We start from the raw sequence: 13,635 nt of genomic DNA on the forward strand, positions 1-13,635 counted from the left end.
GGATGCAGGGAGAGGGTATGACGGCCCGTCCCATGGAGATTCCGCCCGCGCGTGCCCATTTCATGGAGCCGGATCTCCACTGGCGGGTGAGGGAGATGCCGCCGGGGTTCCGTGTTACCGGCGTCAGCAGACGGCTCATGGCCGCCAGTCCCCATCCGGTGCAGCACATGATCCTGAGCGACGGGCTGGCCACGGTGTCCGTCTTCGTCACGCGTATGGATCGTCCGGAAGACCGTATGCGTGGTCTGACCCGCTCCGGCGGCCTGCATGCGGTGGTCCTGCCCTGGGGAGACTATCAGGTGACGGTCCTTGGGGAGGTGCCCGAGGCAGCCGTCCGGCTCATCGCTGAATCGGTGTTTCATGAAGGGGAGGGTTCGCGGTGATTGAAGAAACTGCCCGCGTGATCGCGGTGGACGAGGCCGGCTTTGCCTGGGTGGAGACCGAGCGCAAGACCACCTGCGGCACCTGTTCCGTGCAGAAGGGGTGCGGCACCAGTGTGATTGCCAAGCTGTTCGGTCAGCGCCGTACCCAGGTGCGGGTCATTGATCCCGTCGGGGTCAGCCTGGGTGATGAGGTGATCATCGGTCTGGAGGAATCTGCCCTGGTGCGCGGTTCGCTGGCCGTCTACATCCTGCCCTTGCTCTGCATGCTGGTGTTTGCCGCCCTGGGGCAATGGCTCTGGACCGGTCACGGCGAGCTGCCGGTGGTGGCGGCCGGACTGACAGGCCTGCTGGCGGGATTGGGTATTGTCGGCGGGTTCACCCGCCGCATCCGCCGGGATCCCCGTTATCAGCCGGTGGTGGTCCGTCGCCTCGGACCACCGGCGATCCGGATTCATGGTGTGCTGGCTCCCTGAGCACATCTTCATTTACCGCGACCAGCCATGGAAGCGGCCCTTTACATTCGCGAGTCCGATATGAAGACAACAAGTCAACGTCTGCATGCCTTTCTGCTGATCCTGCTTGTGTCCCTGTGCCTGGTGGTCGCAAGTCCCGTTCACGCCCGGGGGCTGCCCGAGTTCGTGCCCCTGGTGGAAGCCAATAGCGCGGCGGTGGTCAATATCAGCACTTCCCGGGCCATGGAGCTGCCCAGCGGTCATCCCCCGTTGCAGCTGCCCGAAGGTCTGCCGGAGGACGGTCCTTTCGGTGACCTGCTGCGCCGCTTCTTCGGCGAGCGGGGCGGTAGCGCACCGCCACCGAGGAGGGGCTTTGACAGTACCTCTCTGGGGTCCGGGTTCATCATCTCTTCGGACGGCTACGTGGTCACCAACCATCATGTCATTCAGGGTGCGGACGAGATCGAGGTCCGGCTTAGCGATCGACGGACCTTCATTGCCGAATTGATCGGCTCCGACCCGCGTACCGATGTGGCAGTGCTGCGTATCGAGGCCCGGGATCTGCCGACCCTGACCCTGGGAGATTCCGAAAGTCTGCGGGTGGGTGAGTGGGTGCTGGCCATCGGCTCGCCCTTCGGTTTTGATCATTCGGTGACGGCGGGGATTGTCAGTGCCAAGGGACGCAACCTGCCCAGTGAAAGCTATGTGCCCTTCATCCAGACCGACGTGGCCATCAACCCGGGTAATTCCGGGGGGCCGCTGTTCAACATGAACGGCGAGGTGGTGGGAATCAATTCCCAGATCTACAGCCGTACCGGCGGGTTCATGGGGCTGTCCTTTGCCATACCCATCGAAGTGGCCATGGACGTGGTTGGCCAGCTGCGGGACAAGGGGTATGTGAGCCGTGGCTGGCTGGGGGTGATCATCCAGGAGGTGACACGGGAGCTGGCGGATTCCTTCTCCATGGAGCGCCCCACCGGGGCACTGGTGGCGCGGGTCCTGCCCGACAGCCCGGCGCAGGCCGCCGGACTGCGTACCGGCGACGTGATCCTCAGTTTCAACGGCACCGAGGTGCCTCGGTCCTCGGCGCTGCCCCCCATCGTTGGACGGGCACCCATCGACAGACCGGCCCGGGTGGAGATCCTGCGTGACGGCAAGCCCATGACCGTTGAGGTGGTGATCGGCGAACTGCCCTCAGAAGACGAGCTGGCTCAGTCTCGTGTCCAGGATCCGACTCCGGCTCAGCCCCGCTTCAAGCCCTTCGGCATGCATCTGGAAACCGTTCCCGATGAGTTGCGGGAGCGTCTGGAGCTGGCCGCCGGGGGAGTGCTGGTCACCGAGGTGGAGTCGGGTCCGGCCCAGCGTGCCGGCATTCGTCGGGGTGACGTGATCCTGATGATCAACAGCCATGACATCCTCAGCCTGGAACAGATGCAAGAGGTGGTGGAAGCATTGCCGCCGGGACGCTCCGCCCGGGTGCTGGTGCAGCGGGGGCAGGGGCCCATCTGGATGCCGCTGGATGTGCCGGAATGAAACCGGCGGTCACCCTCTATCATCGGGATGGCTGCCACCTGTGCGAGCGCATGCTCCATGAGCTGTGCTCGCTGCGGGATGAGTTGGGTTTCGAGATCCGGGAAGTGGATATCGACGAAGACCCCGCCCTAAGGCAGCGTTTCCATGCCAAGATCCCGGTTCTCGCCGTCGGCGAGGAGATCCTTTGCTGCCATTTTCTGGATGAGCGGGGTCTGCGGCTGGAGCTGGCCGGAGACTGATGGCTCAGTAAGGCCAGTAAACCAGCTTGTAGGTGCCGATGGCGCCCACCAGGGCCAGGGCGATGAAGCCCATCACCGCGATGCGCTCGGTCCGTTCCCGATTCAGGATGCGAAAGCCCGGCTCCAGTCGATAGCGCAGGACAAAGATCCCCACATAGCCCAGGATGCCCGCCGAGGGCACGAAGAAGATCCCCATCAGGACCGACCAGGCCACGAACGGGAAGGGATACTGGGCCAGGGTGAACAAAAAACTGATCACCAGGGCGATCAGGGCCGGGAGGATGGCGCCGAGCATCGGGTTTTTCCAGGCCGGGTCAGGGCGCATGGCCTGTGCTTCCGCCTCCAGTCGGGTCGCGAACATGGCGGCGGCCTCGTCCAGATAGGCCGCCCGGGCCGCGTCCGCGTCCTGATCCGCCATCAACAGGCAGCGTTGCCAGAGGATGTCGTCCCGGTCCTGTGCAAACGCCTGTTCCGCCAGTTCCCGGGCCCGGGGGAGATGCTGTGCTGTCATCGAGTTCTCCAGTGATTCCGTGAGTGCCGGGTTTACCGCATGTGGCGCCACAAGGCAATGGCTGCCGCGCCGGGATACGGCCGTTGCTGTTACTGCCTCGGTTGAGTCTGTACAATGCGCAGTCCAATCTTGATCAACCCGGTGGGTACATGGCCGGACCATGTGCGTCAGGGTCCCCCTATCCCGAGCAGGCCCCATGAGCAGTCAATCCAGCGATTCCAAGATCAGCAGAATCAGAAACTTCTCCATCATCGCCCACATCGACCACGGCAAGTCCACCCTGGCGGACCGTTTCATTCAGGTCTGCGGCGGACTGGAAGACCGTGAGATGTCCGAGCAGGTGCTGGACTCCATGGATCTGGAGAAGGAACGCGGCATTACTATCAAGGCCCACAGCGTGTCGCTGATGTATACCGCCCGGGATGGTCAGGAGTACCAGCTCAATTTCATCGATACCCCCGGACACGTGGACTTTTCCTATGAAGTCTCCCGGTCCCTCTCCGCCTGCGAGGGTGCCCTGCTGGTAGTGGACGCCTCCCAGGGCGTGGAGGCCCAGAGCGTGGCCAACTGCTATACGGCCATCGATCAGGGTCTGGAAGTGGTGCCGGTGCTCAACAAGATCGACCTGCCGGCGGCGGAACCGGAGCGGGTGGCCCACGAGATCGAGGAGATCATCGGCATCGAGGCCCGGGATGCCGTCCATGTCAGCGCCAAGACCGGTGTCGGCGTGCCCGACCTGCTGGAGGCACTGGTAGCCCGTATCCCGCCACCCCAGGGGGATCCGGATGCCCCCCTGCAGGCCCTGATCATCGACTCCTGGTTCGACAACTATCTGGGCGTGGTAGCCCTGGTGCGGGTGATGCAAGGGACCCTGCGGCCCAAGCAGAAGATCATTGCCATGTCCACCGGGCGCGCCCATCTGGTGGACCAGGTGGGGGTGTTCACTCCCAAGCCCACCCCTCGGGAGGAGTTGGGGGTGGGGCAGGTGGGCTTCGTTATCGCCACCATCAAGGACATCACCGGCGCCAAGGTGGGCGATACCCTCACCGGTGCCGACCGTCCCGCCGCCCAACCCCTGCCGGGCTTCAAGGAAGTCCAGCCGCGGGTGTTCGCCGGCATCTTCCCAGTCAGCGCCGATGACTACAACAGCCTGCGGGAGGCCCTGGACAAGCTCAAGCTCAACGACGCCTCCCTGCAGTACGAGCCGGAAACCTCCCAGGCCCTGGGGTTCGGATTCCGTTGCGGGTTCCTGGGCATGCTGCACATGGAGATCATCCAGGAGCGTTTGGAGCGGGAATACGACCTGGACCTGATCACCACCGCGCCCACCGTGATCTACCAGGTGGAAACCACCGCCGGCGAAGTGCTGTCCATCCACAATCCGGCGGAGTTGCCGCCGGTGAACACCATTGCCGAGATTCGCGAGCCCATCATCAACGCCAGCATCCTGGTGCCCCAGGACTACGTGGGCGCGGTGATCACCCTGTGCATCGAGAAGCGTGGGGTGCAGACCCGCATGCAGTACGTGGGCAACCAGATCTCCCTGGGTTACGACATGCCCATGTCCGAAGTGGTGCTGGATTTCTTCGATCGTCTGAAATCTGTAAGCCGTGGCTATGCTTCCTTCGATTATGTACTGACCCGTTTCCAGTTGGCCCCGCTGGTGAAGCTGGACGTGCTCATCAACGGTGATCGGGTGGATGCTCTCTCCCTGATTACCCACCGGGATCAGGCCCAGTACCGGGGGCGGGATCTGACCGAGCGCATGGCGCAGCTGATACCTCGACAGATGTTCGAGGTGGCCATCCAGGCCGCCATCGGTTCCAAGATCATCGCTCGCTCCTCGGTCAAGGCGTTGCGCAAGAACGTGACCGCCAAGTGCTACGGCGGGGATGCCAGCCGCAAGCGCAAGCTGCTGGAAAAGCAGAAGGCGGGCAAGAAGCGGATGAAGCAGATCGGGCGGGTGGAAGTGCCTCAGGAGGCCTTCCTGGCGGTGCTGCAGGTGGATCAGAAGAACTGACCGGTGGGATTTGGCTTGAACAAGGGATTCGGGTGCCGACAGGGGAGGACCCATGACGTTTGATCTGGAATTGATTCTGGTGCTGGGGACACTGGTGACCGGCCTGATCTGGCTGGCGGACGTGGTGTGGTGGCGCGGGCGCCGCAGGGCGCGGGCCGACGCGGTGGGCGAGGCCATGCGCCCGGCCGAGCCCTGGTATGTGGACTATGCGCGTTCCTTCTTCCCCGTGTTGCTGATCGTGCTGGTTCTGCGCGCCTTCGTGGCCGAGCCCTTCCGTATTCCTTCCGGTTCCATGATGCCCACCCTGCTGGTGGGGGACTTCATTCTGGTGAGCAAGTACAGCTACGGCATCCGGCTGCCGGTGGTGCGGACCCGCGTCATCGATCTGGGCCAGCCGGAACGGGGGGATGTGGCGGTGTTCCGCTATCCCGCGAATCCGCGGGAGGACTATATCAAGCGCATCGTGGGTCTGCCCGGCGACAGGGTGGCATTTTACGGCAAGCAGCTCTATATCAATGATGTACCGGTGGAGCAGGTCTTCGTCGACCGTTATGAGGGCAGTGGTTCCGGTGCGGTAATGACGGGAGCCCATTTGATGGAAGAGCGGATCAACGGCGTTTCCCATCAGGTACTGCTGTGGCCGGACCGGCCCTCGGTGGAGGGTGAGATCATCGTCCCCGCCGGACATTATTTCACCCTGGGCGATAACCGGGACAACAGCAACGACAGTCGGTTCTGGGGTTTCGTGCCCGAGGCAAACCTGGTGGGCAAGGCGCTGTTCATCTGGATGCACTGGGATCATGGCGCCAGGGAAATGGATTTCAGTCGCCTGGGTACCCGCATCCGCTAGTGGTGCTCAGAGTCATTCCCGCGCAAGCGGGAGTCCAGTCGTGGACTGGGAGTTCTAGACTCCCGCTTGTGCGCGAGCGACGGAACAATGGGTATTTTCAGGTAGCTTCAAGGGGGATCTACGCATGAAACGCATCAACAGGCAGTCGGGGATCGGCCTGATCGGTTTTCTGATCATCGTCGGTCTGCTGGTGGTGATCGGCACCGTGGGCCTGAGGCTCTTTCCGGTCTACACCCAGTACATGACGGTGATTTCGGTGATGAAGGATGTCTCCGCGGAATCCGGTGCCGCCGGCAAGAACGTCCGCCAGCTCTGGGGAGAAGTGGATCGGCGCTTCCAGATCAACGGCGTGACCCATGTCACCCGCGATGATGTGACCATCGTCGAGCAGGGCGGAGCGCGCAGCCTGCGGGTCAGCTATGAGGTGCGCACCCCCATGATTGCCAACGTGGATGCCGTGGTCAGTTTTGATCGCAGCTTCACCCTGTCGGAGTAAGGCATGGCGGCAAAGGGGCTGGAGGCATTGCTGCCGGCATCACTGCAGGGATCGGATCTGCTCCGGCAGGCCCTGACCCACCGCAGCGCCAGCCAGTGTCACAACGAACGGCTGGAGTATCTGGGAGACAGCGCCCTGAACTTCATCGTGGCGGCGCATCTGTTTGCATTGCGTCCGCAGGCCCCGGAAGGGGAACTGAGCCGTTTGCGTGCCTCGCTGGTCAACCAGGACAGTCTGGCCCAGATCGCCCGCGACCAGGGCATGGGCACTCTGCTCAGCCTGGGCGACGGGGAGCGAAAGAGTGGGGGGCACCGACGGGATTCCATTCTGGCGGATGCCCTGGAGGCGGTCATCGGCGCGGTCTACCTGGCCACGGACTTTGCTACCACCCGCGACTTCGTGTTGCGTCTGTACGGGCGGCGGTTTGCCGCCCTGCCCAGTGCGGAAGACCTCAAGGACCCCAAGACCCGGCTGCAGGAGTGGCTGCAGCGCAAGAACCTGGACATTCCCAGCTACCAGGTGCTGGAAGTGACCGGCAAGCCCCATGACCAGCATTTCAAGGCGGCCTGTCACATCAAGTCCCGCAACATCTCGGTGATCGGGGAGGGCAGCAGCCGTCGCCGGGCCGAGCAGGCCGCCGCGGTCAAGGCCCTTGCGGCCCTGACCCATACCGAGGAACAGCAGTTTGGTTGAAGAATCCGAATCCATGACAGCGGAAGAGATGTCCTCCCGCTGTGGTTATGTGGCCATTGTCGGTCGTCCCAATGTGGGCAAGTCCACCCTGCTCAACCATCTGGTGGGGGAGAAGATCGCGGCCGCCAGCCGCAAGCCCCAGACTACCCGACACCGCATTCGCGGCGTGGTCACGCGCGGCGCGGATCAGCTGGTGCTGGTGGATACCCCCGGGGTAGACCCGTCCACGCCCAAGCTGTTGGGCAAGGTCCTCAACCGTACCGCCCGCGCCACCCTGGATGATGTGGACGGGGTGGTGTTCGTGGTCGAGGCCGGTCGCTGGGAGGCGGGAGACGAGCAGCTGGCCGGCTGGCTGGCCGCCGGCAGCCGCCCAGTGGTGCTGGTGATCAACAAGGTGGACAAGCTCAAGGACAAGGACATCCTGTTGCCGTTTATTGATCAGGTGCGCGGCAAGCTGGATTTCCATGACGTGGTGCCCCTGTCCGCCCTGCGCGGGGTGAACGTGGCCCCCTTGGTGACCACCCTCATCGACCTTTTGCCGGCAGGGCCGCACCTGTTCCCCGATGACGAGATCACGGACCGCAGTCAGCGGTTCCGGGTCGCGGAAGTGATCCGGGAACAGTTGCTGGAACGCCTGGGGCAGGAAGTCCCCTATGCCACCTCAGTGGACGTGGAAACCTGGGAGGACACCGGCACCGCGATCCATATCGGGGCGGTGATCTGGGTGGAGCGGGACAGTCAGAAATCCATCGTCGTCGGCAAGGGCGGTCGCATGATCAAGGCGGTGGGCACCGGCGCCCGGCATGAACTGGAGGACCTGCTCCAGCGCAAGGTGATGCTCAAGCTCTGGGTGAAGCTGCGGGAAGGCTGGCAGGGCGATATCGACGGCATCCGCCGCATGGGGATCGACGTGGAGCCGTGACGACGGTCTCCGGCACTATCGCCTTCGTACTGCATGCCCGCCCGTACCGGGAGTCCAGTCTGTTGCTGGAATTGCTGACGGCCGCGGAGGGGCGCATGGGGGCCGTCCTGCGCGGTGTGCGGGATCGGGGCCGTCGGCCACCGCTGTTCGCGTCGCTGGAAGTGACCTGGCGCGGCCGAGGTGAGTTGCGCACCCTGACGGGCTGGGAAGAGCTGGGTGGTGTGTCCCTGGGCGGCAATCGGGCCGTCTGCGGTCTGTATATCAATGAACTGGCGGTGAGGTTGCTGCCTCGGCAAATTCCGCAACCGGAATTTCTTGCCGTCTATGCCGGGACCCTGTCCGCGCTGGGCGATCCCGGCCTGGCCCTGGAGCCGGCGCTGCGGCGCTATGAACTGGCCCTGCTCAACCTGTTGGGAGAGGGTCTGGAGTTCGTGGTGGTCAAGGATCTGGAACCACGGCGACTCTACCGGGTCGACCCCCTGTCGGGGGTTCGTGAGGCCGATCCCCACGACACGCCTTCATCTCCCCGGACCATCCAGGGGGAGGCCCTGGCTGCCCTGCTCACCGACCGTCTGGATAGGCCCGCCCATCGGATCCAGGCCAAGCGGCTGCTGCGCGGGTTGCTGGATCATCATCTGGATGGCAAACCCATTCTGTCACGTCAACTCTTCGCCCGCGGGCGACCGGATGTTTCATCATGAATTCAGTTCCCTCACCCCTGCGCCTGGGTGTCAACATCGATCACATCGCCACCATCCGCCAGCAGCGCCACACCGTCTATCCGGACCTGGCCCAGGCGGTGGGCCTGATCGAGGATGCCGGCGCCGATATCATCACCCTGCACCTGCGCGAGGACCGGCGCCATATCCAGGACGCGGATGTACGCGGTCTGCGCGGCGTGATCAGGACCGCCATGAATCTGGAGATGGCCGCCACCGAGGAGATGCATGCCATCGCCCTGGAGGTGCGTCCCCGGGCCTGTTGCCTGGTGCCCGAGCGCCGGCAGGAGCTGACCACGGAGGGCGGGCTGGACGTGCTGACCCACGAGGCGCGTCTGCGGGATTACTGCGCGGGTCTGGTCGAGGCGGGCATCGAGGTGTCGCTGTTCGTGGAGCCGGAGCCGGCCCATCTGGATGCGGCCGCGCGCATCGGCGCTCCGGTGGTGGAGTTGCATACCGGCGCCTATGCGTCGGCGACGGATCCGGCCGGCCGGGCAGCACTGCTTGCGCGGATCCGCCGGGCGGCCGCCCATGGGCAGTCGATCGGTCTGACGGTCAATGCCGGTCACGGTCTTGACTACGACAATGTGGGCGCCATCGCCGCCATCCCCCAGTTGCATGAACTCAATATCGGCCATGCCATCATCGCCCGGGCCCTGTTCTGCGGCATCCGCGAGGCGGTGGTGCAGATGCGGACGGCCATGGACGTGGGGCGTGCATGCGTTTGATCGGCATCGGTACCGACATCACCAGCATCGTGCGCATGACGGCGATGCTGGAGCGCCATGGTGATCGCCTGGCCCGGCGCATCCTGCACCCCGCTGAATATGCCGGTTTCCAGGCCGCCGCCCAGCCGGCCGCCTTCCTGGCGCGGCGTTTTGCCGCCAAGGAAGCCGCCTCGAAGGCTCTGGGGGTCGGAATCGGCGCCCACATGCGCTTCAAGGACGCCCGAGTGGATCATGATGAGCGCGGGCGTCCCTTGCTGGTGCTGTCCGGCCCCGCCGCGCTCACCGCGACGGGGCTGGGAGTGAGGGATATCCAGATCAGCCTGTCCGACGAGCGGGAGTACGCCCTGGCCTTCGTGGTCATGGCGGGCTGAGGATATCCGCCTCCATCGCGAGCAAATCTTCCACTTCCTTGAGCAGCGCCAGTCGCAGTCTGGGAATGGCGGTTTCCTGCCCATCACGCAGGGCGGTTTCCAGGGCGCTGGCCGCGGTTTCCAATCTGGGGGTGGCACAGTAGCGAGAAGCGCCCTTGAGTTGGTGGGCCAGCTTGAGCAGTACCTGTAGTTTCAGACTGCCGTCGCTGAGTTGTCCTCGTGCCCGTTTAAGATCCCTGACCAGCAGGGTGATCAGTTCATGGGCCAGTTCGGCTGAACCACCGGCCATGCGCAGGGCGCGCTCCGGATCATGGAGCTTTTCTTCGTTGTCATGGGGGGACGGCGTCTGGCGTTGTTGCAGATCACGGGGGAATCGGGTCAGGCACTTGATCACGTCGTCCAGGGTGGCCGGCTTGGTCAGGATGTGGTCAAAGCCGTCGGCCATGAGGCTTTTGTGCACGGACGGTCTGGCATCGGCGGTGACGGCGATGATTCTGGCGCCGGGATCTTCCCGGCGAATTTCCTTGAGGGCCGTGACCCCATCCATGACCGGCATGTGCATGTCCATCAGGACCAGGTCATGTCGGACGGTCTGATAGCGGTACACGGCATGTTCTCCGTTTTCTGCTTCTTCCACATAGGCACCGCATTTGCTTACGAACTCACATAGCAGTCGTCGATTGGTGGCATTGTCATCGGCCACCAGGACGCGAAGCCAGGAAAGATCCCGCTGCGACTGTCCGGTGGGTGTGGTTTCCGCCGTCTCCATCTCCGTCTCCATATCCGTCTCCGGGCCGGCTCGCAGGCGCCGCTTCAGGTGGTCGTGGAGCATGTCCAGACTGAGGTAAGGCGGAATCAGCAGAACCCCCTGGCGCCTGAGTTGCTGGAGTTGAGTCTCGGGAATGGTGACGAATGCTGTCATGATCACCCGCCGCGCCAGATGTTGGTGGCGCAGCAGGGTATCGATCAGTTCCGGATAGGGCTGGCGCAGCCAGATCAGGCCGACAGTGCCCCGCGTCCCTTCCAGCCCCTTGAGAAAGGCCGAGCCACGCATCACGCTCGTGGATGCCAATCTCAGACTGTTCATGCAGCTCTGGGCAATGAAGCGCACTTCGGCGTCATCGGTGAGCAGCACGATCCGTTCCGGTGCCTCGCCGTCCATGCCTTCGATCGCCTGGGCCGTCCCGGAGAGGATCGGGAGGTGCAGATGGAAGATGCAGCCTTCACCCGGTTCGCTTTCCACCACCAGTTCCCCCTTGAGCAGGCTCACCAGGCCGCGGGCAATGCTCAGCCCCAGGCCGGAGCCGACCTGAAGGGCATTCTCTTCCCGCCGGATCTGATAGAACGGCTCGAAGATCTGGTCCAGATACTCCTTTTCGATGCCCGGTCCGAAATCCTCCACCGACAGGGATAGGATGCCCGCTTCATCCGGATGGGGGCCGACCCGCAGGATGACGTGGCTGTTGCTGGTGAACTTGACGGCATTGGTCAGGACATTGGTCAGCAGTTGCTTGATGCGCAGCGGGTCGCTGTTGATCCAGCCGGGGGTGGCCGGGTGCATCAGGAGCGTGATGTCCACATTCTGTCGACCCGAACCCTTGCGACAGAGGCTGATGACTTCCTGCACCGTTTGCCTGAGGTCGAAACGGGTATGGTGGATGGCCACGGTACCCGCCTTGATGCGGGCGATGTCCAGCAGGTCATTGACCAGTTTCAGGCTGTCCCGACTGGCATCTTCGATGATATCGATCCAGTGACGTTCCTGTTCATCCAGATTGCCGTGCTGGCAGAGCAGTTCGGAATAGCCCTTGATGGCGCTCAGGGGGGTTCGCAGTTCGTGACTGATGCTGGCCAGGAATCGGGTCTTGCGCTGGTTGATGAGTTCGGCCTGTTCCCGGGCCTGAATGAGTGCCTGGTTCTGCTCGTCGATGAGGGTCAGCTTGTCCTGCAGACTGATGGTGGCGGCATTGATGCGTTCCGTCATCAAGCGATGGGAGCGTTCGATGCTTTCCGCCATGCTGTTGATGCCCCTTTGTAGCACGCCGATTTCGCCGCCCACCCGGGCGCGACTACGGGCCGCCAGGTCCCCCTGCTGAATCCGGGCCACGGTGGCGGCTACCTTTTCCAGCGGGCGGGACAGGGACAGGCTCCAGCGGGGAATGACGATCAATATGCCGATCACCACCAGCAGGATCAGGAAGATGCTCTGCAGCATCCACTGGAACTGCTGCAGACTGGTGGGCAGGCCGCTCAGGCGGATCTCCACGCTGCCGATCAGGCGAGGATCCTGAAACTGCGGGGAGGTCTCCTCCGGCAACGGCAGATCCTGCAGTTCCAGGGCGCTCAGCAGGATGTCTTGCCGGAAATCGTGGATGCTCTCGGGAAACAGCCGTGTCGCCATGTGATATTTCCAGGGTGAGATATCGGCGGTTGTGTTGGGAGCATGATATTCATAGATCCGGTTACCCTGGTGGTCCTGGATGAAGATGCCCATGACGTCGGGTTGTATCCGGGCCTTGGCAGTAATGGCGGTGAGGTAGGCCTGGTTGCCCGAAATGATACCGTATTCCGCCGCCGGTCCGAGGAATGCCACCAGGGTTTCGCCGCGTTCCTGAATCTGACCTTCCAGCTCCAGTACCTTGACGCTACCCCAGTAGGTGGTCAGCAGCACGGCCACCAGCAGGGTGGGCAACAATGACAGGGCCAGTACGCGGTGGCGGAGGCGCCATTGCATCATGGCGTCTCCACCGTGATGCGCAGGGAGCGGGCCACCTGATGATTGATGGAGACCTGATACCGTTCGGTGAGGCGCCGCAGTGTCTGCCAGTCTTCACCGTTCCAGGTCCGCAGCAGCGTCAGTGCCTCCTCGCCGAGCATTTCAGGATCGGCATAGATGGAGATCAGGGCGCCGGCGCGGTGCAGTGCCTCGGAATGACCGATCAGGGGGGTTCCCAGTCGGTAGGTCGTCATCATGATGCTGACGATGGTTCTGGAATTGTAGATCTCACGATCCGGCAGCGTGAGTATTGCATCGGATTGCCGGGCGGCCTGAACGAAAACTTCCAAAAGATCCTGATGGGGCGCCTTGGGGAACAGGCGCAGGTTCGACGGCTGTCCTTCGCTCGGCGAGCCGGAGCGGGTTTGGCTTGTCACCATGCCGAACCGTCGGAATGCCGGGACGTGCCGGCTGGCGATGCGCATTCGGTGTTCCAGGGGAATGTCCATGAACAGGGCCGCGAATCGCGTCGGATCACTGGCGGTACGGATCAGGCGTTCATGATTTTCCATCGGAATCACGATGCTCAGGACCCGCGCCTGCCGGGTGATGTCGATCACCGTCTGCAGGGCGGAGGTGCCCGAGGTAATGATCAGGCACTGTGCACAGTCAAAATGACGCATCCATGGTTCGGCGTCCGGTGAGGAGACCGCTATGAACAGGGGGGAGGGATGGGCCAGGCCGCGCCGCAGGGGTTCGTAAGCGCGCTGGTGGATGTCGCTTTCCTGACTGGCCACGAACAGAATGCGCGGGGGGGTTGCCTGGAAGATTTCCGTGGCCTGGGTGCGAGGTGCCCACGTCAGCGACCCGATCAGCAGGGCCATCATCAGCAATGCATGGAATGGTACAGTCCTTGTCATGGGTGCGGCGGAATCAAGGCGGGTGTGGTCGCCATCGGGGCCTGAGAATCACGTTGTCGTGTTTCTAACTGCGGGGACAGCG

General features: G+C 63.4%; 15 protein-coding genes. 12 read left to right on the plus strand and 3 right to left on the minus strand.

Annotation, left to right across the window (positions count from 1 at the left end):
* The 4 genes from ECTPHS_RS08165 to ECTPHS_RS08180 form a co-directional block, all read left to right on the plus strand.
* A partial coding sequence (locus tag ECTPHS_RS08165) for a MucB/RseB C-terminal domain-containing protein (protein WP_008932251.1) occupies nucleotides 1-383 on the plus strand: 383 nt, incomplete at its 5' end.
* Entirely contained in the window at nucleotides 380-856 is a 477-nt protein-coding gene (locus tag ECTPHS_RS08170) for a SoxR reducing system RseC family protein (RefSeq protein ID WP_008932252.1), read from the plus strand. The genes ECTPHS_RS08165 and ECTPHS_RS08170, both read left to right, overlap by 4 nt.
* 60 nt (nucleotides 857-916) lie before the next feature.
* Nucleotides 917-2,368 (plus strand): DegQ family serine endoprotease, encoded by a 1,452-nt coding sequence (locus tag ECTPHS_RS08175; protein WP_040405567.1) that lies wholly within the window; start codon nucleotides 917-919, stop codon nucleotides 2,366-2,368.
* Complete coding sequence (locus ECTPHS_RS08180; protein ID WP_008932254.1) at nucleotides 2,365-2,607, plus strand: glutaredoxin family protein; 243 nt, start codon at nucleotides 2,365-2,367, stop codon at nucleotides 2,605-2,607. Before ECTPHS_RS08175 ends, ECTPHS_RS08180 begins: the two co-directional genes overlap by 4 nt.
* A gap of 4 nt (nucleotides 2,608-2,611) precedes the next feature.
* On the opposite strand, the gene ECTPHS_RS08185 is transcribed toward ECTPHS_RS08180, so the two are convergent.
* A complete protein-coding gene (locus tag ECTPHS_RS08185; RefSeq protein ID WP_008932255.1) occupies nucleotides 2,612-3,118 on the minus strand; it encodes a hypothetical protein in 507 nt (168 codons plus the stop codon).
* A gap of 196 nt (nucleotides 3,119-3,314) precedes the next feature.
* Between ECTPHS_RS08185 and lepA the strand changes: the two genes are divergently transcribed.
* The 8 genes from lepA to acpS all read left to right on the plus strand — a co-directional run bounded on the left by lepA (nucleotide 3,315) and on the right by acpS (nucleotide 9,917).
* Complete coding sequence (lepA, locus tag ECTPHS_RS08190) at nucleotides 3,315-5,138, plus strand: translation elongation factor 4 (RefSeq protein WP_008932256.1); 1,824 nt, start codon at nucleotides 3,315-3,317, stop codon at nucleotides 5,136-5,138.
* A 52-nt stretch (nucleotides 5,139-5,190) separates the two neighbouring features.
* A complete protein-coding gene (gene lepB, locus ECTPHS_RS08195; protein ID WP_008932257.1) occupies nucleotides 5,191-5,988 on the plus strand; it encodes a signal peptidase I in 798 nt (265 codons plus the stop codon).
* 124 nt (nucleotides 5,989-6,112) lie between these two features.
* Nucleotides 6,113-6,484, plus strand: a complete 372-nt coding sequence (locus ECTPHS_RS08200; protein ID WP_008932258.1) for a DUF4845 domain-containing protein — start codon at nucleotides 6,113-6,115, stop codon at nucleotides 6,482-6,484.
* A 3-nt stretch (nucleotides 6,485-6,487) separates the two neighbouring features.
* Complete coding sequence (gene rnc / locus ECTPHS_RS08205) at nucleotides 6,488-7,177, plus strand: ribonuclease III (protein WP_008932259.1); 690 nt, start codon at nucleotides 6,488-6,490, stop codon at nucleotides 7,175-7,177.
* A 13-nt stretch (nucleotides 7,178-7,190) separates the two neighbouring features.
* Complete coding sequence (gene era, locus ECTPHS_RS08210) at nucleotides 7,191-8,099, plus strand: GTPase Era (RefSeq protein WP_040405569.1); 909 nt, start codon at nucleotides 7,191-7,193, stop codon at nucleotides 8,097-8,099.
* Nucleotides 8,096-8,800 carry a DNA repair protein RecO gene (gene recO / locus ECTPHS_RS08215; RefSeq protein WP_008932261.1) on the plus strand — a complete coding sequence of 235 codons (705 nt, stop codon included), beginning with the start codon at nucleotides 8,096-8,098 and terminating at the stop codon, nucleotides 8,798-8,800. The genes era and recO overlap by 4 nt, the downstream gene beginning before the upstream one ends.
* Nucleotides 8,797-9,546, plus strand: a complete 750-nt coding sequence (gene pdxJ / locus ECTPHS_RS08220) for a pyridoxine 5'-phosphate synthase (protein ID WP_008932262.1) — start codon at nucleotides 8,797-8,799, stop codon at nucleotides 9,544-9,546. Before recO ends, pdxJ begins: the two co-directional genes overlap by 4 nt.
* Nucleotides 9,537-9,917: a holo-ACP synthase gene (acpS, locus tag ECTPHS_RS08225; protein WP_008932263.1), complete on the plus strand. Its 381-nt coding sequence runs from the start codon at nucleotides 9,537-9,539 to the stop codon at nucleotides 9,915-9,917. Before pdxJ ends, acpS begins: the two co-directional genes overlap by 10 nt.
* Here acpS and ECTPHS_RS08230 read toward each other — a convergent pair.
* Both ECTPHS_RS08230 and ECTPHS_RS08235 read right to left on the minus strand, forming a co-directional pair.
* Complete coding sequence (locus ECTPHS_RS08230) at nucleotides 9,904-12,654, minus strand: ATP-binding protein (protein WP_083838810.1); 2,751 nt, start codon at nucleotides 12,652-12,654, stop codon at nucleotides 9,904-9,906. The genes acpS and ECTPHS_RS08230 overlap by 14 nt on opposite strands.
* Nucleotides 12,651-13,553, minus strand: coding sequence for an ABC transporter substrate-binding protein (locus ECTPHS_RS08235; RefSeq protein ID WP_141565306.1), 903 nt, complete (start codon nucleotides 13,551-13,553; stop codon nucleotides 12,651-12,653). Before ECTPHS_RS08235 ends, ECTPHS_RS08230 begins: the two co-directional genes overlap by 4 nt.
* Nucleotides 13,554-13,635: the final 82 nt, after the last annotated feature.

The organism is Ectothiorhodospira sp. PHS-1 (genome assembly GCF_000225005.1).
In the GTDB taxonomy this organism is placed as follows: domain Bacteria; phylum Pseudomonadota; class Gammaproteobacteria; order Ectothiorhodospirales; family Ectothiorhodospiraceae; genus Ectothiorhodospira.

Coding starts and splice junctions, on each gene's coding strand:
- pdxJ (WP_008932262.1), top strand. CDS start 8,797: ATGAATTCAGTTCCCTCACCCCTGCGCCTGGGTGTCAACATCGATCAC.
- ECTPHS_RS08230 (WP_083838810.1), bottom strand. CDS start 12,654: ATGATGCAATGGCGCCTCCGCCACCGCGTACTGGCCCTGTCATTGTTG.
- acpS (WP_008932263.1), top strand. CDS start 9,537: ATGCGTTTGATCGGCATCGGTACCGACATCACCAGCATCGTGCGCATG.
- lepB (WP_008932257.1), top strand. CDS start 5,191: ATGACGTTTGATCTGGAATTGATTCTGGTGCTGGGGACACTGGTGACC.
- ECTPHS_RS08180 (WP_008932254.1), top strand. CDS start 2,365: ATGAAACCGGCGGTCACCCTCTATCATCGGGATGGCTGCCACCTGTGC.
- rnc (WP_008932259.1), top strand. CDS start 6,488: ATGGCGGCAAAGGGGCTGGAGGCATTGCTGCCGGCATCACTGCAGGGA.
- era (WP_040405569.1), top strand. CDS start 7,191: ATGACAGCGGAAGAGATGTCCTCCCGCTGTGGTTATGTGGCCATTGTC.
- ECTPHS_RS08235 (WP_141565306.1), bottom strand. CDS start 13,553: ATGACAAGGACTGTACCATTCCATGCATTGCTGATGATGGCCCTGCTG.
- ECTPHS_RS08200 (WP_008932258.1), top strand. CDS start 6,113: ATGAAACGCATCAACAGGCAGTCGGGGATCGGCCTGATCGGTTTTCTG.
- lepA (WP_008932256.1), top strand. CDS start 3,315: ATGAGCAGTCAATCCAGCGATTCCAAGATCAGCAGAATCAGAAACTTC.
- ECTPHS_RS08185 (WP_008932255.1), bottom strand. CDS start 3,118: ATGACAGCACAGCATCTCCCCCGGGCCCGGGAACTGGCGGAACAGGCG.
- ECTPHS_RS08175 (WP_040405567.1), top strand. CDS start 917: ATGAAGACAACAAGTCAACGTCTGCATGCCTTTCTGCTGATCCTGCTT.